Below are 23,238 nucleotides of genomic sequence, written 5' to 3' on the forward strand. Positions count from 1 at the left end.
TACGGCCGGTCGATCGGCCGACCCACCTCGACTTCACAGGAGTGGACCCTGACTGCCTCGCGTGACCAGCTGCCGCCCACCGCGCCGGCGCGGCTCGTCGTCCTCGCCTCGGGCACGGGCAGCCTCTTGCGTTCGCTGCTCGACGCCACCCGGACCGACGGATATCCCGCCACGGTCGTCGCTGTCGGTGTCGACCGCGAATGTCCCGCCGAAGGACATGCCGCGGACGAGGGGATCCCGTCGTTCCGCGTCGCGTTGCGCGACTTCGAGGACCGCACCGCGTGGGACCGCGCGCTGACCGACGCGGTCGCCGCCCACGAACCCGACCTCGTGGTGTCCGCGGGCTTCATGAAGATCCTGGGTTCGGCCTTCCTGGAGCGGTTCGCCGGCCGCATCATCAACACGCATCCCGCGCTGCTGCCGTCGTTCCCCGGCGCGCACGCCGTCGCCGACGCCCTGGCCTACGGCGTCAAGGTCACCGGTTCGACGGTGCATCTCGTCGACGGGGGAGTCGACACCGGGCCGATCCTCGCGCAGGAAGCCGTGCAGGTGCTCGACGACGACGACGAGGACACCCTGCACGAGCGCATCAAGGTTGTGGAGCGACGGCTGCTGGCCGAGATGGTCGCCGCCGTCGCCACCCGTGGAGTTGTTTCCGATGGACGAAAGGCCGTGATCCCCGGTGACCGAACGTAAGACTGTGCGCCGCGCGCTGGTCAGCGTGTACGACAAGAGCGGGCTGGTGGAGCTGGCGACAGGGCTCCACGCGGCAGGTGTCGAGCTGGTCTCGACCGGCTCCACGGCCAAGACCATCGCCGACGCAGGCGTGCCGGTGACGAAGGTCGAAGAACTGACCGGCTTCCCCGAGTGCCTCGAGGGCCGGGTCAAGACCCTGCACCCGCGCGTGCACGCCGGCATCCTCGCCGACACCCGCAAGCAGGACCACCTCGACCAGATCGCCGATCTCGGCATCGAGGCGTTCGAGCTCGTCGTCGTGAACCTCTACCCGTTCACGCAGACGGTCGCCTCGGGTGCGAGCCCCGACGAGTGCGTCGAGCAGATCGACATCGGCGGTCCGTCGATGGTGCGCGCTGCGGCGAAGAACCACCCGTCCGTCGCGGTCGTCGTCGACCCGGCCGCCTACGGTGACGTGCTCGCCGCCGTCGAGGGCGGCGGTTTCACCCTCGAGCAGCGCAAGCGTCTTGCCGCGCAGGCGTTCCAGCACACCGCCGCCTACGACGTCGCCGTCGCGAGCTGGATGAACAGCGGCTACGCAGCGCCCGAGGGCGACGAGTCGCAGTTCCCGGCGTGGACCGGCGCGACCTGGACCCGCGCGAACGTCCTTCGCTACGGCGAGAACCCGCACCAGGCCGCAGCCCTGTACGTGAACGAGGCCGGCGAGCCGGGGCTCGCGCAGGCCGAGCAGTTCCACGGCAAGGAGATGTCCTACAACAACTACCAGGACGCCGACGCCGCCTGGCGCGCCGCGCACGACCACAGCGAGCCGTGCGTCGCGATCATCAAGCACGCCAACCCGTGCGGTATCGCGATCGCCGACGACATCGCCACGGCACACCGCAACGCGCACGAGTGCGATCCGGTCTCGGCCTTCGGTGGCGTCATCGCCGCCAACCGTGAGGTGAGCGTCGAGATGGCCGAGCAGGTCGCCGAGATCTTCACCGAGGTGATCATCGCCCCGTCGTACGCCGACGGTGCCGTCGACGTGCTCTCCCGCAAGAAGAACATCCGCATCCTGCGCGCCGATTCGCCGAAGTCGGCTCCGGTCGAGATCCGTCAGATCTCCGGTGGGCTGCTGCTGCAGGAGCGCGACGTGCTCACCGCGGACGGCGACTCCACCGCCAACTGGCAGCTCGCGTGCGGCGAGGCTGCCGACGAGGCCACGCTGCGCGATCTCGAGTTCGCCTGGCGCGCATGCCGTGCCGTGAAGTCCAACGCGATCCTGCTGGCTTCGGGCGGCGCGACTGTCGGTGTCGGCATGGGTCAGGTCAACCGCGTCGACTCGGCGCGACTCGCCGTGACCCGTGCGGGTGATCGTGTCGCCGGGTCGGTGGCCGCGTCGGATGCCTTCTTCCCGTTCGCCGACGGTCTGCAGGTGCTGACCGAGGCCGGCGTGAAGGCGATCGTGCAGCCGGGTGGCTCGGTGCGCGACAACGAGGTCATCGAGGCCGCTCGCGAGGCGGGCGTGACGCTGTACCTCACCGGCGCGCGGCACTTCGCGCACTAGTCACGACCACGCGCGGCACCCGCGCGCACCGTCGCTCAGGCGGCGTGCGCGTGGGTGCCGTTGTCGTGTGCGGTGTGTTCGACGGTGCGCTTGCCGCGGCCCTCGGAGATGACGAGCTTGGCGGCGCCACGGTCGAGCAGCTCGCGGATGAGATCCGCGGAGGCGGCGCCGCTCTCGGTACCGCCGACCCGGCTCAGGTCGATGGTGATGGCGTGACCGGTGAGGTCGTCGGGCAGTTCGGTCGACACGGTGCCGCCGGATTCGATTCGCAGTTTCATGGTGTTTCTCCTGTCGAGGTGATCTTGTACGGGTCGCGGTCGGGGATAGAGAAAGGGCACCCGGGGCGTATGTGCCCCGAGTGCCCGAGAACGAGTCGTCGTGTGACTTCTATTCTCGGGATCGCTCCGCCGCGAAGTGGAAGAAGAAGTGAGAAAACGGTACGGAACAACCGGCTACGTACATGTGCTTGTATCGCATCGGACCGTACCTTTCTCGTGTGAACCAGTTGGTTAACGGATGACCATACACGAACAACGCGGAATGGACATTTGTTATTTCTGCGTCGTCCGTGCGTGGGGTCGGGTGCTCAGCCCCTCAGCTTCTCGAGCCACGCCTCGAAACCGGACGTGAACTCGTCGGAGAAGGGCAGGTCGGCGACGTAATCGGCGCCCGTCGACTGCTGGTCGCCGATGTCCTTGAGCACGTGGTTGGTGCGCGTCATGCGCAGCGACGTCAGGCGGGTGTGGACGAGTGCCGCGTCGAGCGCGTCGACGTCCTCGACCCGCACCTGGATGTCCTTCGAGGAGACCGCGGTGAGCACCGGCAGGTCGCCGGCGACCTGTGCGGCGAGCATCCGCGGATCGAGCGCGTCCTCCTCGGCGAGCGCCTTCGCGTTGGCGGGGACGAGCCCGGCATTGCGCAACGGCTCGGGCAGGGTGTCGCTGAGGGTGCCGTCGGCGCGGAGCGACTCGACCGCACCCGTGAGCGCGACCCGCAGTTCGTCGGCGATCTGGACGGGGAGCTGTCCCGCGGCGACGACGGCGTCGAGCTGCGCGTCGATCTGGGCGGTCAGCAGGTCGAGCAGGCGCACGGCGAGCGGTTCGAGCAGACCGAGTCCGGCGACCGCGTCGTTGTCCTGGGCGAGCGACAGCGCGATCAGCGCGCCCTCGCTGTGTCCGACGACGTAGAGCCGCTCCGGGTCGACCCCGCGCTGCGAACCGAGGAAGGCGAGCGCGTCGGCGGCGCCGTCGATGAACGTCGAGAAGCCGAGATCGGCGACGTCCTCGACGCTGTACGGGCCGAGGCCGGTGACACCGCTGCCGAACTTGTCGTAGCGCAGGCTCGCGAAGCCCTTGCGTTCGAGCACGTCGGCGAGGTGCCGCAGGGTCCCGATCGATCCCGGGAGCAGTGCGCTGTCACCGTTGCGGTCGGTGGGGCCGCTGCCGGCGAGCAGCAGGACGGCGGGCACCGGACCCCTCATGGAGACGGGGACCCGCAGGCTGCCGTGCAGGGTGACGTCGCCGCTGGAAAAGGTGATCTCGGTGTCCGACATGTCATGTGTCTATCAGAAGTCGCCGGGCCGGCCCGTATCGAGGGCGCCGCGGTGTGGCGTCGGTTTCGTCCGTGACGAACGGGCACGGCGCACCCGGCGGTAACCCCGCACTCCGAGCCACCCGAACAGCGCCAGCAGGGGGATGACGAGCAGGGGAGCGAGCAACGCGATCAGCGATGTGACGAACGAGGTGACGCTCTCGACGATCGACAGCACCGGATTGCCGAAACCGGCGGTGGTCGCGGTGCTCGCGACCCGCGTACCCGTCTGCGCCGTGCTCACCGCCAGGGCGGTCGGGGCGCCGATGACGATGCCCGCGAGCGCCGCCATCGCCGGATCGAGGCTCGCGAAGGCCGCCCACGCCGCGAGCGCACCCGCGACCGGCCGGGTGACCGTGCCGACGGCGGACAGCGCGTTGTCCACGAGCGGCACGAGGTCGGCGACGACCTCCACGGCGGTGGCGATCGTCAGGGCGACGAGCGCCGAGGTGGACCCGAGCCACTGCATCGATTCGTTGAGGACGACTCCGAAGAGTTCGAAGTGGACCGCGGCCGACAGGAGCAGCAGCGGCAGGAAGGTGCGCAGCCCGGTGGCGGCCGCGAGCCCCAGCCCGAGCAGGGCCGCCAGGATCCAGGTGTCCATGCGGCGAGTGTAGGCGGACCGGTCGCGGGATCACGGATGCCGAAACTGCGGTTCGGTCGTACCTTGGGTGAGGTGACGTCACCCACACCGCGCCCCTCCACGGTCGGCGAGCTCCGCGCCTCCGGCCACGTGCAACGGTCCGTCAAGGACGAGATCCGGCACAACCTGCTCGCTGCGCTGCGCGACGGTACCGATCCGTGGCCCGGAATCCTCGGTTTCGAGGACACCGTCGTCCCGCAGCTCGAACGCGCCCTCATCGCCGGCCACGACGTGGTCCTGCTCGGCGAACGCGGCCAGGGCAAGACGCGCCTGCTGCGCACCCTGCCGCTGCTGCTCGACGAATGGACCCCGGTCATCGCCGGCTCCGAACTCGGCGAGCACCCCTACGAACCCATCACCCCGGCGTCGATCCGCCGTGCCGCCGAACTCGGCGACGACCTGCCCGTCGCGTGGCGGCACCGCAGCGAGCGGTACGCCGAGAAGCTCGCGACCCCCGACACCTCGGTCGCCGACCTCGTCGGCGACGTCGATCCCGTGAAGGTCGCCGAGGGTCGCAGCCTCGGCGACCCGGAGACGATCCACTTCGGTCTCGTGCCCCGCGCGCACCGCGGCATCGTCGCCGTCAACGAACTGCCCGACCTCGCCGAGCGCATCCAGGTGTCGCTGCTCAACGTCATGGAGGAACGCGACATCCAGGTCCGCGGCTACACGCTGCGTCTGCCCCTCGACGTGCTGCTCGTCGCGAGCGCGAACCCCGAGGACTACACGAACCGCGGTCGCATCATCACCCCGCTCAAGGACCGTTTCGGCGCGGAGATCCGCACGCACTACCCGACGCGGCTCGAGGACGAGATCGCCGTCATCGAGCAGGAGGCCCACCTGCAGTCCCGCGTGCCCGACTATCTCTTCGAGATCCTCGCCCGTTTCACCAGGTTGCTGCGCGAATCGACCTCCGTCGACCAGCGTTCGGGTGTTTCGGCACGGTTCGCCGTCGCCGGTGCCGAGACGGTCTCGGCCGCGGCGCTGCACCGCGGTGCGGTTCTCGGCGAGGACGATCCGGTCGCGCGTCCCGTCGACCTCGGCACGGTCGTCGAGGTGCTCCGCGGCAAGGTGGAGTTCGAATCCGGCGAGGAGGGAAGGGAATTCGAGATCCTCGATCACCTCCTCCGGCGCGCGACGGCCGAGACCGCCCGCTCGCGACTCGCGGGCGTCGACCTCGGACCGCTGGTCGCCGCCGTCGAACAGGGCGATCCGGTGGTCACCGGTGAGCGGATCACCGCGAAGGTGCTGCTCGACGAACTGCCCGAACTGCCCGTCCTCGACGCCGTCGCCGAGCGGCTCGGCGCCACCGGCACCGGAACCCGCGCCGCGGCAGTGGAACTCGCCCTCGAAGGCCTGTATCTGGCGCGACGCATCGCCAAGGACACCGGCGACGACGGCTCGGCGGTGTACTCCCGATGAGCAGGTCCGCCCGCTACGGTCCGTATACCGGGGGCGATCCGCTCGCCCCGCCGGTGGACCTGCGCGACGCGCTCGCCGCGATCGGCGACGACGTCATGGCCGGCGCGTCACCCAAGCGCGCCCTGCGGGAGTTGCTGCGCCGCGGACAGGACGGTATGCGCGGCCTCGACAAGCTTGCCGCGCAGGCGAACCGGCGTCGACGTCAGCTGCTCGACCGCACCAACCTCGACGGCACCCTGCGCGAGGTGCGCGAACTCCTCGACCGCGCCGTGCTCGAGGAGCGCAAGGAGCTGGCCCGTGCCCTCGACGACGACGCGCGGTTCGCGGAGATGCGGATCGAGGAACTACCCCCGTCGACGGCGCAGGCCGTGCAGGAACTCGCCGACTACGACTGGCGCAGCACGCAGGCCCGGCAGGATTACGAGAAGATCCGCGACCTGCTCGGCCGCGAGATGCTCGACCAGCGCTTCACCGGGATGAAGCAGGCGCTCGAAGGGGCCACCGACGAAGACCGGCAACGCATCTCGGAGATGCTGAACGACCTCAACGATCTGCTCGACAAGCACTCCCGCGGTGAGGACACCGAGGAGGACTTCGAGCAGTTCATGGCCGAGCACGGCGAGTTCTTCCCGGAGAACCCGCAGAACGTGGAGGAACTGCTCGACTCCCTCGCGCAGCGGGCCGCGGCTGCGCAGCGGCTGCGCAACTCGCTCACCCCCGAGCAGCGCGACGAACTCGACGCCCTCGCGCAGCAGGCCTTCGGATCCCCGGATCTGATGAGCCAGCTCGACCGTCTCGACGGCCACCTGCGTGCCGCGCGTCCCGGCGAGGACTGGACCGGCTCCGAGCAGGTGCGCGGCGAACAGGGCATGGGTCTCGGTGAGGCCACCTCGGCGCTGCAGGAGCTGTCCGAACTCGACCAGCTCGCCGAGCAGCTGTCGCAGCAGTACGCCGGGGCGTCGCTCGACGACATCGACCTCGACGCGCTCGCCCGTCATCTCGGGCCCGAGGCCGCGGCCGATGCACGCACCCTCGCCGAACTCGAGAAGGAACTGCAGCGGCAGGGCTTCTTCGACCGGGGTGCCGACGGACAGTGGCGACTGTCGCCCAAAGCCATGCGCCGGCTCGGCGAGGCGGCTCTGCGCGACGTCGTGAATCGCATCTCGTCGCGCACCGGGCAACGCGAGTCGCGGCGGGCGGGCGTGCTCGGCGAACCGACCGGCGCGTCGAAGACATGGGAGTTCGGCGACACCGAACCGTGGGACGTCGTGCGGACCCTCACCAACGCGACCCTGCGCAGTCCCGGTCTGCCGGTGCGGATGTCGGTGCAGGACGTCGAGGTGATCGAGACCGAACAGCGGACGCAGGCGGCGGTCGCGCTGCTCGTCGACACGTCGTTCTCGATGGTCATGGACGGTCGCTGGGTGCCGATGAAACGCACGGCCCTCGCGCTCAACCATCTCGTGTCCACGCGCTTCCGCGGGGATGCGCTGCAGCTCATCGCGTTCGGCCGGCACGCTCGTGTGGTGTCGGCGCCCGAACTCGCCGGGCTCGACGGCGTCTACGAGCAGGGCACCAACCTGCACCACGCCCTGATGCTCGCGGGTCGTCACCTGCGTCGACATCCCAACGCGCAACCGGTGGTCTTCGTCGTCACCGACGGTGAACCCACCGCCCACCTCGAACCGGACGGCTTCGCGGCCTTCGACTACCCGCCGAGCGCACGCACTCTGGGGCTGACGGTGCGCGAACTCGACCACATCGCGCGGCTCGGCGCCCAGGTCACGATCTTCCGGCTCGGCAGCGATCCGGGGCTCGCGCGGGTCGTCGACGTGCTGGCGCGTCGCGTCGGGGGACGGGTGGTCGCGCCCGACGTCGACGGTCTCGGGGCGGCGGTCGTCGCCGACTACGTGCGGGCCCGTCGGCGGTCGTAGGAACTCTCAGCGGCGCACGGATCGCCACGTGGTCGTCGCGGCGGCGGACAGCAGGGCGGCGGTCACCCAGAAGATCGACGCGACCCCGGCGACCCCGGCGATCGCGCCGGCCACCATGGGCACCGCGACCTGCCCAAGACGGTTGCCGGTCAATCGCACCGCCAGCGCCGACGCGCGGTCGGCCGGTGCGACGAGTTCGACCACCCACGTCATGGTCAGGGGTTGGCCGACGCCCCAGAACATTCCGCACACGGCCAGCAAGGCGCCGATGACCCACGGGTTCGGCACGAGCGGCAGCAGCGCGACGGGCACGATGGTCCCGGCGGTCGCGGAGACGAGCAGCCACCTGCGCGGAATCCGGCGCAGCGCCCACGGCAGCAGGGCACGCGAGACGATGGACGCCACGGTGCGGGCGGTGAGCAGGATCGACACCAGCAGCACACCGAACCCGAACTGCTCGCCGAGCAACGGCAGGTAGGCGACGACGAGGTCGACCGAGGCGAGGACCACCAGGCTCGACAGCATCGCGGGCTTCATGCCCTTCGTCCCGAGCATCGACAGGATCGACTGGGGCGCGCCGTCCTCCGCGGTGCGGCCGGAGCCGGGCGGTTCACGAAGTCCCAGCACGAGTGGAAGGGAGAGCAGCGAGACCACCGTCATGGCCAGCAGTGCGCCGGTGGTCTCGACGGAACCGTTGCCGTCACCGGTGGTCGCGGCGATCACGCCGGAGACCGGCACACCGACGGCCTGCCCGAGCGATACACCCAGCGTGAGACCGGCGAACCCGCGATCCAGTTGACCCGGCGGCGACAGGATCGACACGAACGCCTGTCCCGACACCGTGACGAGCAACTGCCCGAGACCGAGCACGACGTTGCCGGCGGCGAGCACGGGCAATCCCGAACTGAGAGCGATCAACCCGGCGCCGACCGTGGTGACGACGATGCCCGAACGGAGAATGGCGGTCGCGTGGCCGCGGTCCACGGCGCGTCCCATCCGCACCGCCGCGATCAGTGGGACGATGGCGTAGAGCGCGGTGACGGCACCGATGGTCGTCGCGTCACCGCCGAGCGCGAGGATCCGGTAGGAGACCAGGACGCGGATCGACTGGAATGCCGCGTGCAGCAGGGCTGTGGACAAGCACAGGTACAGCAGCCAGTGACGCGGAGGATGCGGCATATGTCAGACGCCGGCCGTCACGACCCGGTCGCCGAGCGGCGACTGCAAGGAGACCTCGAGGGTGCCGGCGACGGCGACCATGATGCACATGCGGTCCTGCATCTCCGGCAGCGTGCCGCCGAGCAGCGTCACCGTCACCGCGTCGTCCGTTTCGGTGACGGTCGCGTCGACGCCGAAGCACTCGGGGGTGCCCGTCTCGAAGTGCAGGGCGATCCGGTCGTCGCTCACCCGCGACCACGACAGGATCGTCAGCGGATGTGCGTCGACGATGTCGGGTCGCGGCGAGAACGCCGTCGCCCCTGCCGGAACCGGTTCCTCGGGCAGTGCAGGGACGTCCGGTGTACCCGAACTCGATCCGCAGGCCGCGATGATCAGGTACATCGCGAGGACGGTGATTCCCCGGCAGACACGGACGACGGAACGCATGGTTCCCACGGTATTCCCGTGTCGTGTGTTCCTCATGCCAGCAGGGCGGCGGTCACGCCGATCGCAGGGATGGAGGCGAGGGTGGTGACGAGTGCGGCGTCGCGGGCGAGCACCGTGCCGCGACCGTAGGCACTGGCGTAGACGAACACGTTCTGCGCGGTCGGCAGTGCCGCGACCACCACGACGGCGAACAGCGCATGGCCGTCGAGGCCGAACACGAAACGCCCCATCAGGTACGCGAGCACGGGCTGGGCGAGGATCTTGAGCACCGAGGCGAGCGCGATGTCGCGGCGCGGGCTCGTCCCCTTCTCGAGCACTCGGACGCCCTGCAGCGACAACCCGAACGCGAGCAGCGCACCGGGAACAGACGCGCCGCCGAGCAGATGGAACGGCTGCAGCAGCGCTTCGGGAGGCGTCCACCCGCTGATCGCGATGGCGAGCCCGGCCGCGGCGGCCAGGACGATGGGGTTCTTGAACGGCGCGAGCAGGGTGTCGAGGCGCGAGACCCCGGCGCGCATCGTCGACAGGTCGAGCATCGTCAGCGCGATGGGGGAGAGCACGACGATCTGGAACAACAGCAGGGGAGCGACGAACGACGCGTCGCCGAGCACGAAGACCGCGATGGGGATGCCGAGGTTCGCGGAGTTGACGTAGCCGGCGCACAGCGCGCCGATGGTGGCCTCGGGAACTGCACGTCGCAGCCAGAGCTTCGCGACGACGAAGTGCACGATCGCGACGGCGAACGCCGTGGCCGCCGCGATGTAGAGATTGGGCGAGAAGATCACCGACAGGTCGGACGTCGCGAGCACGTCGAACAGCAGCGCGGGGGTGGCGACGAAGAAGACGAGCCGGCTGAGCACCGTCTGCGCCTCGTGCCCGAGAGTGCCCAGGCGCCCCAGCGTGAAGCCGATGGCGATGATCACGAAGATGACACTGAACCCCGCGATCACACCCGACACGGTTGCCTAGTCTAAGGACCCTGTGGATGAGTTCCCGAGGCAGGCGCCCGGAGCGCAGTTCTTGTCGATCGGAGCCGAATTTTTCGACGACAACTGCTCACTCGGGAACGTTCATCCACAGGGCGACGCTCCGGGGTTCCACGTCGAGCGGGCGTTGTGCAGGCTTCCGCCATGGGGGAATTCGACGAGCCGTTCAGCGGCACCGACGCACTGGCCGAGAAATGCTTGACGCCGTACCGACTGCGGACCATGCGCCGGCTGCATCGCGACGTGTACATCCATCCCGACGCGGAGATGACGGCACTGCGGCGTGCGCGTGCGGCGTGGTTGTGGACGCGAGGCGGTGGCGTACTGGCAGGGCTGTCCGCTGCCGCGGTGCACGGCAGCAGATGGGTCGACGGTCGTGCGCCGGCGGAGCTGCTCCGGACCGGGAGTCGCCGCGGCACGGCCGGGGTGAGGGTGCACGGCGACACCGTGCTCGAGGAGGAGGTCTGCGAGCGCGAGGGGATGTCGGTGACGACTGCCGCGCGGACCGGTTTCGATCTCGCCCGGTGGCTGGCACCGGCGCGAGCCGTCGAACAACTCGATGCGTTGTGTCGAGCCACCGGGCTGGATCCGGCAGACATCCTCACCGTCGCCGACCGGCACCGCGGGGAGCGCGGACTTCCGCAGGTGCGCGCGGTCGTGCCCCGCGTGGATCCCGGTGCCGAGTCTCCACCCGAGACCAGGGTCCGCCTGTTGCTCGTGCACCACGGACTACCGGCGCCGGCCACCCAGGTGCCGATCGTCGACGAGGGCAGGGTGGTCGGTTGGGCGGACATGGGGTGGCACGAATGGCGCACCGCCGTCGAGTACGACGGGGTGCACCACTGGACCGACGAGCGTCAGCGCACCAAGGACATCGAGCGCTACGAGTCGTTCGCCTCGCTGGGCTGGTCGGTGATCCGGGTGAACTCCGAGCAACTCCGAATGCGTCCGCTGACGATCGTCGAGCGGGTCCGCAGGGCGCTGCGGGCTTCGGGCGCACCCGTGTGATGTGCACTTCTCGTCGAAAATTTCGACGAATTTCGACAATACCTGCACATACGACGACGCCGCCCCTCCCGATGGGGAGAGGCGGCGTCGGAAGCTACGACCTACTTGCTGCTGACGTAGGGGAGCAGAGCCATCTCGCGGGCGTTCTTCACCGCGACGGCGACCTGACGCTGCTGCTGCGGGGTCAGGCCCGTGACGCGACGGCTGCGGATCTTGCCGCGGTCGGAGATGAAGGTGCGGAGCAGGTTGACGTCCTTGTAGTCGACGTACTCGATCTTCGCCGCGAAGAGGGGGTTCTTCTTGGGCTTGCGTCCCTCTACGGCACGCGACTTCTTCGACGGTCCTCGCTTGACTGCCATATCTCGCTCCTCACCAGCTCGACTTGTGGACGCCGGGTAGTTCCCCGCGGTGGGCGAGTTCACGCACACGCACTCGTGAGAGCCCGAACTTTCGCAGGTGGCCGCGCGGGCGGCCGTCCGCAGCGTCTCGATTGCGCAATCGTACCGGACTGGCGTCGCGGGGTAGACGCTGCAGTGCCCGCTGGGCTTCGCTGCGCTCCTCGGGCGAGGACGACGGTCGGCGCACGACCTCCTTCAGCTCCGCGCGGCGCTCGGCGTACCGGGCCACGATCGCCTTCCGTTGCTCGTTGCGCGCGATCTTCGATTTCTTCGCCATGACTACTTCTCCTCCCGGAAGTCGACGTGTCTGCGCAGCACGGGGTCGTACTTGCGCAGGACGAGACGGTCGGGATCGTTCCGGCGGTTCTTCCGGGTGACGTAGGTGTAGCCGGTTCCCGCGGTCGAGCGAAGCTTGACGACGGGCCGGATCTCGCTGCGTGCTGCCATCAGAACTTCTCTCCGCGGGCACGCAGACGCGCGACGACGCTCTCGATGCCGTCGCGGTCGACGATCTTGATGCCCTTGGTGGACAGGTTCAGCGTGACCCGGCGTCCGAACGAAGGTACGAAATAGGTTCTGCGCTGGATGTTCGGGTTCCACCGCCGGCTGGTGCGGACATGGGAGTGCGATACGGATCTCCCGAAACCGGGTCGCCGTCCGGTGAGTTGGCACGTGGCCGACACGTCGGCTCCTTTCGTAGGTAACGACAATCATTTTCGACAAAGTGCTTCGCTGACTGTACGCTCAGGTGTCGTTAATGACAATCGTTATCGAAAGGAGTCCTGTGGACACCAGGACGCCGCTCGTCATCGTCTGCGGATGGCGCGGACGGACTGCGCAGGTCGCGCGGTCGCTCCTGCGTCCGGGCACCGCGGTCGTCCACCACGACCTGTCCGGTCTCGACCAGGGCGTACTCCGCCGCTCAGTGCTCACCGTCGAGGGCGAACGCACCGAGATCCTCGAACTCGCGCACGGGTGCGTCTCCTGCACGCTGCGCGAGGATCTGCTGCCGCTTCTGCGCCGCATGCGCGACTACAGCAGCGTCGACCGGATCGTGCTGCACCTCGACCCGCAACTCGAACCCGAGGCACTGTGCTGGGCAGTCGAACATGTCGTGGTGAGCGGGATCGTCGGTCGTGTCGACGGACCCGCGTCCCTCGATGTCCGAGTGGACGGCGTCGTGACCTGCCTCGACGCCGCGACCTGGCTCGAGGACGCGACGGGCGACGACGAACTGAACGAGCGTGTCGACGACGACCGCACCCTGGCGCAGGTCGTCGTCGGCCAGGTCGAGTTCGCCGATGCGTTGGTGGTGCTTCCGGGAGCGGACGGCTGGCAGCAGGCACGCCTGCACGCGGTGCTCACCCGACTCGCCCCGGACGCGCCGATCGCGTGGGCGGGGGAACCGGACGTCGAGCGGCTCCTCCGCGAGATACCCGCCACCGCCCGTCGGGGGACGATCGACGGGGCGCACTCGCCTCTCCTACGAGGTCAACCGCCCCTCGACGACGACTGCGGAATCCGCCTCGTCGAGTTCTCCGCCGACCGGCCGTTCCATCCGGAACGTCTCCACCACGCGATCGACGTGCTGCTCGACGGCGTCGTGCGCGCCCGAGGGCGACTGTGGGTCGCCACCCAACCCGACAATGCGCTGCTCGTCGAATCCGCCGGTGGAGGACTGCGGGTCGCTCATGCCGGGCCGTGGCTCGTGTCGATGACTCCCGAGCAACAGCGCGAGATCCCGCCGGAACGCCGCGCGATGGCGTCGCTGCGCTGGGACGAACGCTACGGCGACCGGGACACGAGCATCGTCGTCCTCGTCCACGACGCCGACCCGGATCTCATCGACCGCACCCTGCGTGCGGCAGTCGTGACCGACGACGAGTTCGACCGCCCCGACCTGTGGCCGACCTGGCACGACCCCTTCGGTCGATTCCACGAAGACCCATGTGACGACCTCCCGGCAGACCGCCGCGACAACGAGAGAGAGGAACACCGATGAAACCGGCCCTGCATCCCGACTACCACCCCGTGGTCTTCCGGGACGCCAACACCGGCGCCACCTTCCTGACCCGTTCCACCGCGACATCCGAACGCACGACCGTCTGGTCGGACGGCCGTACCTACCCGCTGATCGTCGTCGATGTCACGAGCGACTCGCACCCGTTCTGGACGGGCGCCGCCCGCCTGCTCGACACCGCCGGTCGCGTCGAGAAGTTCGAGCGCAAGTACGGCCGGCGCCGACCCTGATCCCCGAACCTCCCGACATCGAAGGAGAACGACATGGCAGTCCCCAAACGCAGGAAGTCCCGCTCGAACACCCGTCATCGCCGGTCGCAGTGGACGGCGAAGGTCCCCGATCTCGTGCCGGTCACGGTCGACGGAACGACAGTGAAGGTGCCCCGCAGGCTCGTCGAGGCCGTGCACAGGGGTGACGTCGATCCCCGGACCGACTGAGTCGTAGAGCCCGCCCGCCACCGCGGGTTCTCAGCGCGCTCTCAGTAGGGGCAGGCCACAATGGTGATCATGCGCATTCTGGTGGTCGACGACGACCGTGCGGTGCGGGAGTCGCTGCGCCGGTCACTGAGTTTCAACGGATACACGGTCGACCTCGCGACGGATGGGCAGGACGCCCTCGAGCAGGTCGCGGCGTCGCGTCCGGATGCGATGGTGCTCGACGTGATGATGCCGCGCGTCGACGGTCTCGAGGTGTGCCGCCGACTGCGCAGCACCGGCGACGACCTGCCGATCCTCGTCCTTACCGCGCGCGACTCCGTCTCGGAGCGGGTCGCGGGTCTCGACGCGGGCGCCGACGACTACCTGCCGAAACCGTTCGCGCTCGAGGAACTGCTCGCGCGGCTGCGGGCGCTGCTGCGTCGTGCCGCGCCCGACCCGGACTCGTCCGCCGACGAGGTGCTGCGGTTCGCCGACCTCAGCCTCGACCCCGCGACCCGCGAAGTCACCCGCGGTGACCGGCAGATCAGCCTCACCCGCACCGAGTTCTCCTTGATGGAGATGCTCATGGCGAACCCGCGGAGGGTGCTCACGCGCAGCCGCATCCTCGAGGAGGTGTGGGGTTACGACTTCCCGACCTCCGGCAACGCCCTCGAGGTCTACGTGGGGTACCTGCGACGCAAGACCGAGGCCGGTGGAGAACCGCGCCTGATCCACACGGTGCGCGGCGTCGGGTACGTGCTGCGCGAAACCCCGCCGTGAGCGACCCGATGCGACCACCTCTTCTTCTGACCCGCTCGGTGCCGCTGCGCACCCGCGTCACGCTCCTCGCGGCCGGCGCGGTGGCGCTCGCCGTCGCCGTCACCTCCATCGCGGCCTACGCCGTCGTCTCGCGGGCGTTGTACTCGGAGGTCGACACCCAGTTGCGGGCGCGGGCCGCCGCGCTCGTCGAGTCGAGCACCCTCATCACCTATGACCCGCGCTATATCGGTGGGGCCCAGCTCTACAGCTCCGACATCAGCGTGGCCCTGATCTACCCGGATCTCGGCAGGTACGTGCCGCCGGGCTCGTCGGTCCCCATCGGCGAATCCGAACTGGCGGTGGCCGAGGGCGACCGTGAGTCGTCGCTTCGCACCGTCGCCCAGCAGCGCGTACTGGCCCAGCGCATGCCCGATGGCAGCACGGTCGTGATCGCGCAGCGCCTGCGTCCCACCGTCGAGATCCTCAACCGCCTGGCGAGTGTGCTGTTCATCGTGGGCGGGTGCGGGGTGGTGCTCGCCGCCGCCGTGGGTGCGACGGTCGGCCGTACGGGTCTGCGTCCCGTCGCCCGGCTCACCGCCGCCGCCGAGCGGGTCGCCCGCACCGACGACCTGCGGCCCATCCGGGTGACCGGCCACGACGAGCTCGCCCGTCTCACCGAGAGCTTCAACATGATGCTGCGCGCGCTCGCCGAGTCGCGGGAACGGCAGAGCCGGCTGGTCGCCGACGCCGGTCACGAACTGAAGACACCGCTGACCTCATTGCGGACCAACATGGAACTGCTCATCGCGGCGAGCCGTCCCGGTGCACCGAGCCTGCCCGACGAGGACATGGCCGAACTGCGGGCCGACGTCATCGGCCAGATCGAGGAGTTGTCGACGCTCGTCGGCGATCTCGTCGACCTCGCTCGGGAGGATGCACCGGAGACGGTCTTCGAGGTCGTCGACGTCGCCGAGGTGGTGGACCGCAGCCTCGAACGTGCGCGTCGACGGCGTACCGACATCGAGTTCCGGGCGACCACCGAGCAGTGGTTCGTCTTCGGCGACCAGGCCGGACTCACCCGCGCCGTGGTCAACGTCCTCGACAACGCGGCCAAGTGGAGCCCGGCGGGGGAGGACGTCGTCGTGAACATGCGGCAGATCGCCAGCGGTCTGATGGAGCTGACCGTCGACGACGCCGGCCCGGGGATCCCGGAGGAGGAACGCGAACTGGTGTTCGAACGGTTCTACCGGGCGACGACCGCGCGGTCGATGCCGGGATCCGGTCTGGGACTGGCCATCGTGCGACAGATGGTCACGAAGCACGGCGGGACGATCGCCGTCGAACGGTCGAATCGGGGCGGCGCGCTGATCCGCATCGTGCTGCCCGGCACACCGGCCCTCGACGGAGAGACACACCCCACCGAGATCGAATGAATTCGACAGCAGAATCGCGGGTACTTCTGAGGCGACTCTCAGCTGCCCGGTCCATGCTGGACGAAGAAGGGCGGAGGTGCTCGACGCACCCCGCATGATCGGCCACCGCACGCCGACGTCGACCCGTATGCGTCCGGTGGCCCCGGCGGACGAAGGCGAAGTGACGAATGAGTGAGGACCCCACCCGCGGCGCGGGAGCACCGCAACCGCAACCCCATCCGTACGGCCCCGGTGGATACACCGACCCCTACGCGCAGGCCGCCCAGCAGCCGGCACCTCCGCCGCCGGCGCCGGGATCGAATCACCCAGCACCGAATCACACGGCATCGAATCGCATGCCGGGCCGTACCGCCCTCGTCGTCGGTGCCATCGCACTGGCACTGGTGAGCGGCGGAATCGGTGGCGCGGTCGGTGCCTGGTCGGTACGCGACTCGTCCGGACCGGTCGTCAACTCCCTCGACGCCCCGCGACCCGAGACACAGACGATCGCCGCCGCTCCCGAGGGCAGCGTGCAGGCCGTCGCCGACAGGGTCGTGCCGAGCGTCGTGCGGATCGAGGTCCTCGGTCGCACGGGTGCCGGTGAGGGTTCGGGTGTGGTCCTGTCCTCGGACGGATTGATTCTCACCAACAACCACGTCGTGGCGGGTGGCGGGCAGGGCGCGCGCCTGACGGTCTACTTCTCGGACGGTTCCACCGCACCGGCGACGGTCGTCGGCGCGGACGCGGTCTCGGACATCGCCGTCATCCGGACGGAAGGTCGCACCGACCTCACACCTATCGAACTCGGCAGCGCCGAGAACCTGGCGGTCGGCCAGGAGGTCGTGGCCGTCGGTTCGCCACTCGGACTCCAGAGCACCGTGACGGCGGGCATCGTCTCGGCCCTCAACCGTCCCGTCTCCACGAGCGGGGACACTGCCAACCAGGCGTCGGTCATCGACGCGATCCAGACCGACGCGGCGATCAACCCGGGCAACTCCGGTGGCGCGCTCGTCGACATGGAAGGTCGCCTCGTCGGCATCAACACCGCGATCGCCACGGCCGGCGGACAGTCGGGCTCGATCGGCCTCGGCTTCGCGATCCCCGTCGAGCAGGCCCGGCGCATCGCGCAGGAACTCGTCGACACCGGGCAGGCGACGCACTCGATCATCGGTGTCCAGGTCCCGTCCCGGGACAACGCCTACGGCGCGCGCGTCGTGGAAGTCGTACCCGACGGGCCGGCCGATCGTGCGGGCATCCCGAACAACGCGCTCATCGTCCGCGTCGACGAGCGGGTCATCACCGACGGCGACTCGCTCATCGCCGCGATCCGCTCCCGCGCTCCCGGCGAGACCGTGAAGATCACCTACCGCACGGCCGACGGTGAGGAGAACACCGTCGACGTCGTGACCACCGCAGATTCCGCCGGACGATGAGGGACGACATGGACATAGCTCACATTTCGGTACAAGAGCCGCATGCTCTCGACCCGCAAACTACCGTGGACCTCATGGAACTCGAAGCTCCCAGAAAAGGCCGCGCGCTCGTCGTCGTCGTCGACGACCGCGTCTCCCACGGCGACAGTCCGGACTCCGCGGGCCCGCTGGTCACGGAGCTTCTCGTCGAAGGTGGCTTCGCGGTCGACGGTGTCGTGACGGTCGCGGCCGACGAGGTCGAGATCCGAAATGCACTCAACACCGCGGTGATCGGCGGTGTCGACCTGGTGATCTCCGTCGGTGGCACCGGTGTCACCCCGCGCGACGTGACTCCCGACGCGACCGAGGACGTGCTCGATCACGAGATTCGCGGCATCGCCGAGGCGCTGCGTTCGTCGGGCCTGGCGTCGGGTGCCGTCGACGCCGGCCTCTCCCGCGGTCTCGTGGGCGTCTCCGGATCGACGCTGGTGGTGAACCTCGCGTCGTCGCGTCCCGCCATCCGCGACGGGATGGCGACCCTGCTTCCTCTCGCGGCGCACGTCATCGAAGAGCTGTCCTGGATGGAGGAGTGACGCCATGTCCGGCGACCCTGCGGACCCGCAGGAGCCCGACGAGGTGACCGAAGCAAAGCGTGAGAGCCGTGCCCGGATCGACCGGGCACGGCTGGCGCGCATCTTCGGAGATGTACTTCCCGAGACGACACGCGACGAACGGGGCGAGAGCGACTCCGGCGGTGGCGGCTCGGACGAATGGCTGCGCAGGCAGGTGCCTCCACACCACTCCGGTGAGTGATCTGCATCACTGACGTCGAGTTGCGCTCAACCGGATTCCAACCCGTTGTCGACCGCAACGAAACGTCGCCGCAACGATCCGTTCATCTCCGTCTGGTCCGCGCGATGTTTGTGATCTGTGTTTCCGGTCACATAAGGTATTTTGTCCTGCACTCCGGGTGCAATAAGAATGTGGCTTCTACCTGCGCCGATGTGGCGCTGATCGAGTCCTGTACGTGTAATCCTGGGTTACATATTCCAACCTGATAGGTGTCCTATTTGACCGCTTCGGTGAACGGTCGGGCGTGTGATCTGCACCGCGCCTATACCGGAGCGTTACGAAAGCTAGGCGTTGCTCTAGGAATGGTCACGGTCTAATCTCCCTCTCAGGTTCAAACCGGTCGAGCCCAGGCTTCACAGCCTGGGCTCGGTCACGAATCGGTAAAGCAAAACCGTGCGGACGATGGACGTACCGACACACCGGCGGCTGATCCGCCGGTGTGTTCGCTGTGGACAGCGGCCCGCGGGCGACAGGGCGACTACTTGTTGTCGGACGCGGTGCGCAACCCGGCACGCAGAGAACGGATGAGGCATTCATGAAGATTCAGACGCGACGTGGCTTCCGGGCCGCCCGCAACGCCACGGTGGCAGCAGCTGCTGTGGCCGGTCTGGTTCTCGGATCGGCCGGCGCCGCAGGTGCCGAGGTCAACGACCAGAACCGGATCGTCTCCAACGGCCACGAGGTCATCGTCACGCAGGAGGACACCTTCATCAACGGTGTGCCCCCGATCGGCGGCAGCCCGCTGAGCCGCGAATGGTTCCACAACGGCCGCGGCATCGCGAACATCGTCGGCCCCGAGGCGGCGGACTTCGAGGGTTCGACCTTCCAGTTCGGCTACCAGGTCGCGTGGACGGCGTCGGTCGACGGTGCGATCGGCTTCAATTGGACTTCCCCTGAGCTTGCCACGGACCTTGGTTATGGCTATTCGGACACGGTGGAAGAGGTTTGGCTGAAGAATTCCGCTGGCCAATACGTCGACTACTCCGGCAACGTGGTTGACGAGGAGAAGCGGGTTCAGGCCACAGTCGACGGCACCAAGGACGGCAAGAAGCTCTGGACTGTGATCGAGGATGGTGGCGACTATGAGCACCAGTCCACGGACATCGGTGTGGGCAGCATTCTGCCGCAGGTCACTGCGGGCATCGAATTGAGTCAAGCGCCTGGCATTGAAGAAATTGTCGTGGCCGAGGGTGAGTTCGATGGCGACTTCAAGGAAGTTCAGATCGCCAATGTCCACGGTGCCGCTACCGGAGTCATCGGTCCGGTCTCCGTCCGTCCGTTCGTCCGTGTGATCACGGCCAACAGCGACAACGTCACCACCTACGGCCAGGTCTGGACCCTCTAGTCCTGCTCCGCGCCATCCCGCAAGAAATCCCCACCACCACAAACGGAGTAATCATGGGAATCAAGTCGCGTGGCTTCAAGGCCGCTCGTAACGCCGCCGTCGCCGGTGCCGCCGTCTTCGGCCTGGTCCTCGGTGCCTCGGGTGCCGCCTCGGCCGAGGTCAACGACCAGAACCGCATCGTCTCCGACGGCCTCGAGGTCGTCGTGACCCAGGAGGACACCTTCATCCAGGGTGTTCCGGCTCTCGGCGGCAGCCCGTTCAACCGCGAGTTCTTCCACAACGGCCGCGGTACGGCCAACCTGATCGGTGAGGGCGCTGCCGACGCCGAGGGCACGACCTTCCAGTTCGGTTACCAGTTCGCGTGGGCCGGCAGCATCGACGGAGCCATCGGAGTCACCTACTCGACTCCTGGCCTCGGTGTAGACGCCAAGCTCAGCGGCGACGTCACCGCCAAGGTCACCGACATCCTTCCGCAGGCCTACGCCGAGCTCGAGCTGACCCCGGCTCCGGGCATCGAGGAGCTCGTCGTCGCCGAGGGCGAGTTCGACGGTGACTTCAAGACCGTTCAGTTCTCCAACGTCCACGGCACGGCCTCCGGCGTCCTCGGCGCTGTCCAGGTCCGTCCGTTCGTTCGCGCCATCACGGCCAACGGCGACAACGTCACCACCTACGGCGCTCCCTGGACCGTCTAGGACGTAGACGTCCGGCTCACGCCGAACACAGCACGACAAGACCGGGCTCGCTCGAATCATCGAGCGGGCCCGGTCTTGTCATGCCCGATGCACACGTGCTCATTCCACGCGCGGCGTCGGCTTGGCGTGTGCGCCCTGGGCGGCCTGACCTGCCTGGGCCTCGAGGATGTCGCGGATCTGGATGAGCAGGTCCTCGGCGCTGGCCTGCTTGTCCTCCGGTTCGGTGACGAACTTCTTCTTCGCCGCGTTGGCGGGGACGATGAGCACGAAATACACGACCGCGGCGATGATGATGAAGTTGATGATCGCGGAGATCACCGCGCCGATGTTCACGAAGGTCTCCGGGTTGCCGCTCACGATCTCGAAGCCCCAGCCCATCTCGTTGTCGCCGCCGATCGCGCTGACGAGCGGCTCGATGATGTACTGGGTGAAGGCCGTGACGATGGCGGTGAACGCGGCACCGACCACGACCGCGACGGCGAGATCGAGGACGTTGCCCCTCAATATGAAGTCCTTGAAGCCCTTCAGCATGGTGTGCTCCTTCTCGCGGCCTGTCCGCCGGAGCCGCGCACATGAGGTAGGTCACACGGACGTCCACACGATAAACCGCGAGGTCGGTTCCTCGTGGCGATTGTGCAGGGGAAACGACCGGGAGGCTCGGTAACCACCGGGACATTCAGTGCAGCGTGACGGTCAGCGCGCTCACGAGCGACGCCGCCGCGACCGCCGTGGCAGGTTCGGGCTCCAGCGCGACCAGCACGACCCGCTCGTTCCGATCCCTCGTCGAACCGCCGGATTCGGCCAGCACCACCACTGCACCCCGAGCGAGGACGTGGGCGCCGGGCAGGGGTCCCTCTTCGGTCTCCGTCACCGTCAGGACATCGACGCGGTCGCCCTCACGGAGCAGTTCGCTCACCCCGGCATCGGCGAGCCGGATGGGCACTACGCGGGCCTCGGTGGAGCCGGTGGCGACTGCGGCGAGACGAGGACCGAGAAGGCGGGTGTCCACGAGGGGTTCACCGGCCGGCACAGGGCCGGCGAGAGTGTGGCCCACGGCGTCGTCGACGTCGTGCAGGGTCCCGGCGACCACAGTGGACCGATCGCGCTCCACGTGCGCGACATCGTCGGCCGTGAGGGTGTGCCCGGGCGCGAGATCGTGAGCCGCGACGACGACACCCACACGATCGGTGTCGGGGTCGCCGCGCAGCGCGAGGATCACCGCGAGGACGGCGAGGAGTCCGGCCGCGATCCGGCGGGCCCGGACGATGCGCGACCAGCCGGGGCGGAGGAGTTCGACGAACCGGTCGGGGAGGGTGGGCTGCAGCGAGGCACCCGCAGAGGAGCGCGAGTGGTGCGGATGCGCGCGCGCACGCTGGAGGAACGAGAAAGGGCCGACGGGCATGCCCCGAACCTAGAAGGTGGGGATGCTCTGTCGGCCCCGATGAGCCCTCGGAGACGGCGGTCTGTGGATGACTCGACCGCCTGTGGACAAAGGAGTCCGGAGGTCAGCTCGCGGCGGCAGCCGGAGCCGAGGAGGTGCTGCTCGACGACGAACTGCTCGACGAACTGCTGTCGCTCGACGAGGAGCTGCTCGAGCTCGTCGACGCGGATTCGCTCGCGGTGCTGCCGCTGCGGGAGTCGGTGCGGTAGAAGCCGCTGCCCTTGAACACGATGCCGACCGAGTTGAAGAGCTTGCGCAGCTTGCCCTCGCACTGCGGGCATTCGGTCAGGGAGTCGTCACTGAAGGACTGCACGATGTCGAACTTGTTGTCGCAGGCCGTGCAGGCATATGAGTAGGTGGGCACCGGTTGATCCTCCGCCAGTTCGTCGAACCGCAGTATTCGTCGTACTGCAGTTTTGGCACTCTACCGCCGACAGTGCCAACAGCGCTAGGGAGTGTGTTGTTCCGCACGGTCGCCGCTACCGAGCCGGACCAGCCCTTTCCCGGGTGTCAGCGCCCATCCCATGCGGATGTCGTGGGGGTCCTCGGGCAGTTCGTCGACGAGTTCTTCATCGCGGACCACCGCGATGATCGCGGCGTCGGGTGAGGCGAGGTGCAAGGTGCGGTCGTAGAAACCGGCGCCGCGGCCGAGCCGCACGCCCCGCGCGTCCACCGCCAGGGCCGGGACGAGCACCGTGTGAGCCTTCGCCACCGCCTCGGGCGGGAAGATCTCACCACCCGGCTCGCGCAGCCCGAAATCGGCCGCCATCAGCGTCTTCTCGCCCATGTAGCGGGCCCACGACAACGGTTCGCCGGTGCGGGTCACCGGGACGAGCACCGTCGTTCCGGCCTCGGTCAGAGCGTCGAGGAGCGCGATCGATCCGGGCTCCGAACCCACGGGCACATATGCGCACACCATCGACCCCGCCGGGGCCAGCGTCGAGGCCACCGTGGCGAGCGCGGTGTCCTCGATTCTGCGCCTCGCAGCACTCAGCTCGCGCCGAGCTGTAAGAATGCGGTCACGCCAGACCGCTTTCGGGGGTGGGGGCATGTCTGCG

General features: G+C 68.6%; 29 protein-coding genes. 15 read left to right on the forward strand and 14 right to left on the reverse strand.

Annotated features, from left to right (window positions below; genetic code table 11):
- The first annotated feature begins 48 nt into the window (after positions 1 to 48).
- Both purN and purH read left to right on the forward strand, forming a co-directional pair.
- The gene (gene purN, locus LPH33_RS05320; protein ID WP_024103172.1) at positions 49 to 696 is read left to right on the forward strand and encodes a phosphoribosylglycinamide formyltransferase; all 648 of its coding nucleotides are present in this window, start codon (positions 49 to 51) and stop codon (positions 694 to 696) included.
- Entirely contained in the window at positions 683 to 2,245 is a 1,563-nt protein-coding gene (gene purH, locus LPH33_RS05325) for a bifunctional phosphoribosylaminoimidazolecarboxamide formyltransferase/IMP cyclohydrolase (RefSeq protein ID WP_064255721.1), read from the forward strand. The genes purN and purH overlap by 14 nt, the downstream gene beginning before the upstream one ends.
- Positions 2,246 to 2,280: 35 nt before the next feature.
- Here purH and LPH33_RS05330 read toward each other — a convergent pair whose 3' ends face one another.
- The 3 genes from LPH33_RS05330 to LPH33_RS05340 all read right to left on the reverse strand — a co-directional run bounded on the left by LPH33_RS05330 (position 2,281) and on the right by LPH33_RS05340 (position 4,439).
- On the reverse strand, positions 2,281 to 2,523 hold the full coding sequence (locus LPH33_RS05330; RefSeq protein WP_016693414.1) for a hypothetical protein: 243 nt from the start codon (positions 2,521 to 2,523) through the stop codon (positions 2,281 to 2,283).
- A gap of 308 nt (positions 2,524 to 2,831) precedes the next feature.
- Positions 2,832 to 3,797, reverse strand: a complete 966-nt coding sequence (locus LPH33_RS05335; RefSeq protein WP_160873855.1) for an alpha/beta hydrolase — start codon at positions 3,795 to 3,797, stop codon at positions 2,832 to 2,834.
- A 12-nt stretch (positions 3,798 to 3,809) separates the two neighbouring features.
- Complete coding sequence (locus LPH33_RS05340) at positions 3,810 to 4,439, reverse strand: DUF4126 domain-containing protein (protein ID WP_016693416.1); 630 nt, start codon at positions 4,437 to 4,439, stop codon at positions 3,810 to 3,812.
- A gap of 72 nt (positions 4,440 to 4,511) precedes the next feature.
- On the opposite strand from LPH33_RS05340, the gene LPH33_RS05345 reads away from it, so the two are divergent.
- Both LPH33_RS05345 and LPH33_RS05350 read left to right on the forward strand, forming a co-directional pair.
- Positions 4,512 to 5,900 (forward strand): ATP-binding protein, encoded by a 1,389-nt coding sequence (locus tag LPH33_RS05345; RefSeq protein WP_229567367.1) that lies wholly within the window; start codon positions 4,512 to 4,514, stop codon positions 5,898 to 5,900.
- Positions 5,897 to 7,834, forward strand: a complete 1,938-nt coding sequence (locus LPH33_RS05350) for a vWA domain-containing protein (protein WP_229567368.1) — start codon at positions 5,897 to 5,899, stop codon at positions 7,832 to 7,834. The genes LPH33_RS05345 and LPH33_RS05350 overlap by 4 nt, the downstream gene beginning before the upstream one ends.
- 6 nt (positions 7,835 to 7,840) lie before the next feature.
- Here the strand turns inward: LPH33_RS05350 and LPH33_RS05355 are convergent, their stop codons facing one another.
- The 3 genes from LPH33_RS05355 to LPH33_RS05365 are packed head-to-tail and all read right to left on the reverse strand — an operon-like array spanning position 7,841 to position 10,398.
- Positions 7,841 to 9,013 (reverse strand): MFS transporter, encoded by a 1,173-nt coding sequence (locus LPH33_RS05355; RefSeq protein ID WP_229567369.1) that lies wholly within the window; start codon positions 9,011 to 9,013, stop codon positions 7,841 to 7,843.
- Positions 9,014 to 9,016: 3 nt separating this feature from the next.
- Positions 9,017 to 9,439: a hypothetical protein gene (locus tag LPH33_RS05360; RefSeq protein ID WP_160873859.1), complete on the reverse strand. Its 423-nt coding sequence runs from the start codon at positions 9,437 to 9,439 to the stop codon at positions 9,017 to 9,019.
- A 32-nt stretch (positions 9,440 to 9,471) separates the two neighbouring features.
- Complete coding sequence (locus LPH33_RS05365) at positions 9,472 to 10,398, reverse strand: AEC family transporter (protein WP_026061586.1); 927 nt, start codon at positions 10,396 to 10,398, stop codon at positions 9,472 to 9,474.
- 171 nt (positions 10,399 to 10,569) lie between these two features.
- On the opposite strand from LPH33_RS05365, the gene LPH33_RS05370 reads away from it, so the two are divergent.
- Positions 10,570 to 11,433: a DUF559 domain-containing protein gene (locus LPH33_RS05370; RefSeq protein WP_160873860.1), complete on the forward strand. Its 864-nt coding sequence runs from the start codon at positions 10,570 to 10,572 to the stop codon at positions 11,431 to 11,433.
- Between the two features lie 101 nt (positions 11,434 to 11,534).
- Here the strand turns inward: LPH33_RS05370 and rpsR are convergent, their stop codons facing one another.
- The 4 genes from rpsR to rpmB are packed head-to-tail and all read right to left on the reverse strand — an operon-like array spanning position 11,535 to position 12,514.
- Positions 11,535 to 11,792, reverse strand: coding sequence for a 30S ribosomal protein S18 (gene rpsR, locus LPH33_RS05375; protein WP_006553776.1), 258 nt, complete (start codon positions 11,790 to 11,792; stop codon positions 11,535 to 11,537).
- Between the two features lie 10 nt (positions 11,793 to 11,802).
- Positions 11,803 to 12,108 carry a 30S ribosomal protein S14 gene (gene rpsN / locus LPH33_RS05380; protein WP_006553777.1) on the reverse strand — a complete coding sequence of 102 codons (306 nt, stop codon included), beginning with the start codon at positions 12,106 to 12,108 and terminating at the stop codon, positions 11,803 to 11,805.
- Between the two features lie 2 nt (positions 12,109 to 12,110).
- Positions 12,111 to 12,278, reverse strand: coding sequence for a 50S ribosomal protein L33 (rpmG, locus tag LPH33_RS05385; protein WP_006553778.1), 168 nt, complete (start codon positions 12,276 to 12,278; stop codon positions 12,111 to 12,113).
- On the reverse strand, positions 12,278 to 12,514 hold the full coding sequence (gene rpmB / locus LPH33_RS05390) for a 50S ribosomal protein L28 (RefSeq protein WP_160873861.1): 237 nt from the start codon (positions 12,512 to 12,514) through the stop codon (positions 12,278 to 12,280). The genes rpmG and rpmB overlap by 1 nt, the downstream gene beginning before the upstream one ends.
- A gap of 101 nt (positions 12,515 to 12,615) precedes the next feature.
- Here rpmB and mrf point away from each other — a divergent pair, with 101 nt between their 5' ends.
- From mrf to LPH33_RS05440, 10 genes are all read left to right on the forward strand, one after another.
- Positions 12,616 to 13,833 carry a ribosome hibernation factor-recruiting GTPase MRF gene (mrf, locus tag LPH33_RS05395; protein ID WP_160873862.1) on the forward strand — a complete coding sequence of 406 codons (1,218 nt, stop codon included), beginning with the start codon at positions 12,616 to 12,618 and terminating at the stop codon, positions 13,831 to 13,833.
- Complete coding sequence (locus LPH33_RS05400) at positions 13,830 to 14,081, forward strand: type B 50S ribosomal protein L31 (RefSeq protein ID WP_088899221.1); 252 nt, start codon at positions 13,830 to 13,832, stop codon at positions 14,079 to 14,081. The genes mrf and LPH33_RS05400 overlap by 4 nt, the downstream gene beginning before the upstream one ends.
- Positions 14,082 to 14,114: 33 nt before the next feature.
- Positions 14,115 to 14,288 carry a 50S ribosomal protein L32 gene (gene rpmF, locus LPH33_RS05405; protein ID WP_088899222.1) on the forward strand — a complete coding sequence of 58 codons (174 nt, stop codon included), beginning with the start codon at positions 14,115 to 14,117 and terminating at the stop codon, positions 14,286 to 14,288.
- A gap of 69 nt (positions 14,289 to 14,357) precedes the next feature.
- A complete protein-coding gene (locus LPH33_RS05410; protein ID WP_088899223.1) occupies positions 14,358 to 15,047 on the forward strand; it encodes a response regulator transcription factor in 690 nt (229 codons plus the stop codon).
- A gap of 8 nt (positions 15,048 to 15,055) precedes the next feature.
- The gene (locus LPH33_RS05415) at positions 15,056 to 16,459 is read left to right on the forward strand and encodes a HAMP domain-containing sensor histidine kinase (RefSeq protein WP_229568261.1); all 1,404 of its coding nucleotides are present in this window, start codon (positions 15,056 to 15,058) and stop codon (positions 16,457 to 16,459) included.
- A 167-nt stretch (positions 16,460 to 16,626) separates the two neighbouring features.
- A complete protein-coding gene (locus LPH33_RS05420) occupies positions 16,627 to 17,871 on the forward strand; it encodes a S1C family serine protease (protein WP_229567371.1) in 1,245 nt (414 codons plus the stop codon).
- A 74-nt stretch (positions 17,872 to 17,945) separates the two neighbouring features.
- Entirely contained in the window at positions 17,946 to 18,443 is a 498-nt protein-coding gene (locus LPH33_RS05425) for a MogA/MoaB family molybdenum cofactor biosynthesis protein (protein WP_006553786.1), read from the forward strand.
- Between the two features lie 4 nt (positions 18,444 to 18,447).
- Positions 18,448 to 18,663, forward strand: coding sequence for a hypothetical protein (locus tag LPH33_RS05430; RefSeq protein WP_229567372.1), 216 nt, complete (start codon positions 18,448 to 18,450; stop codon positions 18,661 to 18,663).
- 574 nt (positions 18,664 to 19,237) lie between these two features.
- Entirely contained in the window at positions 19,238 to 20,047 is an 810-nt protein-coding gene (locus LPH33_RS05435; protein ID WP_229567374.1) for an MspA family porin, read from the forward strand.
- Positions 20,048 to 20,100: 53 nt separating this feature from the next.
- Positions 20,101 to 20,739 carry an MspA family porin gene (locus LPH33_RS05440; protein ID WP_229567376.1) on the forward strand — a complete coding sequence of 213 codons (639 nt, stop codon included), beginning with the start codon at positions 20,101 to 20,103 and terminating at the stop codon, positions 20,737 to 20,739.
- Positions 20,740 to 20,838: 99 nt separating this feature from the next.
- On the opposite strand, the gene mscL is transcribed toward LPH33_RS05440, so the two are convergent.
- The 4 genes from mscL to LPH33_RS05460 all read right to left on the reverse strand — a co-directional run bounded on the left by mscL (position 20,839) and on the right by LPH33_RS05460 (position 23,231).
- The gene (gene mscL, locus LPH33_RS05445; RefSeq protein WP_229567377.1) at positions 20,839 to 21,270 is read right to left on the reverse strand and encodes a large conductance mechanosensitive channel protein MscL; all 432 of its coding nucleotides are present in this window, start codon (positions 21,268 to 21,270) and stop codon (positions 20,839 to 20,841) included.
- A gap of 145 nt (positions 21,271 to 21,415) precedes the next feature.
- Complete coding sequence (locus tag LPH33_RS05450) at positions 21,416 to 22,141, reverse strand: SAF domain-containing protein (RefSeq protein WP_006553791.1); 726 nt, start codon at positions 22,139 to 22,141, stop codon at positions 21,416 to 21,418.
- 103 nt (positions 22,142 to 22,244) lie between these two features.
- A complete protein-coding gene (locus LPH33_RS05455; RefSeq protein ID WP_229567379.1) occupies positions 22,245 to 22,544 on the reverse strand; it encodes an FmdB family zinc ribbon protein in 300 nt (99 codons plus the stop codon).
- A gap of 84 nt (positions 22,545 to 22,628) precedes the next feature.
- Positions 22,629 to 23,231 (reverse strand): 5-formyltetrahydrofolate cyclo-ligase, encoded by a 603-nt coding sequence (locus tag LPH33_RS05460; RefSeq protein WP_229567381.1) that lies wholly within the window; start codon positions 23,229 to 23,231, stop codon positions 22,629 to 22,631.
- Positions 23,232 to 23,238 lie beyond the last annotated feature (7 nt).

Origin of the sequence: Rhodococcus sp. RDE2, assembly GCF_020885655.1 — a bacterium.
GTDB lineage: Bacteria > Actinomycetota > Actinomycetes > Mycobacteriales > Mycobacteriaceae > Rhodococcus > Rhodococcus pyridinivorans.

Bases quoted from the DNA above. Each gene is read 5' to 3' on its own strand.
- LPH33_RS05330 (WP_016693414.1), bottom strand. From the start codon at position 2,523: ATGAAACTGCGAATCGAATCCGGCGGCACCGTGTCGACCGAACTGCCC.
- LPH33_RS05335 (WP_160873855.1), bottom strand. From the start codon at position 3,797: ATGTCGGACACCGAGATCACCTTTTCCAGCGGCGACGTCACCCTGCAC.
- LPH33_RS05340 (WP_016693416.1), bottom strand. From the start codon at position 4,439: ATGGACACCTGGATCCTGGCGGCCCTGCTCGGGCTGGGGCTCGCGGCC.
- LPH33_RS05350 (WP_229567368.1), top strand. From the start codon at position 5,897: ATGAGCAGGTCCGCCCGCTACGGTCCGTATACCGGGGGCGATCCGCTC.
- LPH33_RS05355 (WP_229567369.1), bottom strand. From the start codon at position 9,013: ATGCCGCATCCTCCGCGTCACTGGCTGCTGTACCTGTGCTTGTCCACA.
- LPH33_RS05360 (WP_160873859.1), bottom strand. From the start codon at position 9,439: ATGCGTTCCGTCGTCCGTGTCTGCCGGGGAATCACCGTCCTCGCGATG.
- LPH33_RS05370 (WP_160873860.1), top strand. From the start codon at position 10,570: ATGGGGGAATTCGACGAGCCGTTCAGCGGCACCGACGCACTGGCCGAG.
- rpsR (WP_006553776.1), bottom strand. From the start codon at position 11,792: ATGGCAGTCAAGCGAGGACCGTCGAAGAAGTCGCGTGCCGTAGAGGGA.
- rpsN (WP_006553777.1), bottom strand. From the start codon at position 12,108: ATGGCGAAGAAATCGAAGATCGCGCGCAACGAGCAACGGAAGGCGATC.
- rpmG (WP_006553778.1), bottom strand. From the start codon at position 12,278: ATGGCAGCACGCAGCGAGATCCGGCCCGTCGTCAAGCTTCGCTCGACC.
- LPH33_RS05400 (WP_088899221.1), top strand. From the start codon at position 13,830: ATGAAACCGGCCCTGCATCCCGACTACCACCCCGTGGTCTTCCGGGAC.
- rpmF (WP_088899222.1), top strand. From the start codon at position 14,115: ATGGCAGTCCCCAAACGCAGGAAGTCCCGCTCGAACACCCGTCATCGC.
- LPH33_RS05410 (WP_088899223.1), top strand. From the start codon at position 14,358: ATGCGCATTCTGGTGGTCGACGACGACCGTGCGGTGCGGGAGTCGCTG.
- LPH33_RS05415 (WP_229568261.1), top strand. From the start codon at position 15,056: ATGCGACCACCTCTTCTTCTGACCCGCTCGGTGCCGCTGCGCACCCGC.
- LPH33_RS05420 (WP_229567371.1), top strand. From the start codon at position 16,627: ATGAGTGAGGACCCCACCCGCGGCGCGGGAGCACCGCAACCGCAACCC.
- LPH33_RS05425 (WP_006553786.1), top strand. From the start codon at position 17,946: ATGGAACTCGAAGCTCCCAGAAAAGGCCGCGCGCTCGTCGTCGTCGTC.
- LPH33_RS05430 (WP_229567372.1), top strand. From the start codon at position 18,448: ATGTCCGGCGACCCTGCGGACCCGCAGGAGCCCGACGAGGTGACCGAA.
- LPH33_RS05435 (WP_229567374.1), top strand. From the start codon at position 19,238: ATGAAGATTCAGACGCGACGTGGCTTCCGGGCCGCCCGCAACGCCACG.
- LPH33_RS05440 (WP_229567376.1), top strand. From the start codon at position 20,101: ATGGGAATCAAGTCGCGTGGCTTCAAGGCCGCTCGTAACGCCGCCGTC.
- mscL (WP_229567377.1), bottom strand. From the start codon at position 21,270: ATGCTGAAGGGCTTCAAGGACTTCATATTGAGGGGCAACGTCCTCGAT.
- LPH33_RS05450 (WP_006553791.1), bottom strand. From the start codon at position 22,141: ATGCCCGTCGGCCCTTTCTCGTTCCTCCAGCGTGCGCGCGCGCATCCG.
- LPH33_RS05460 (WP_229567381.1), bottom strand. From the start codon at position 23,231: ATGCCCCCACCCCCGAAAGCGGTCTGGCGTGACCGCATTCTTACAGCT.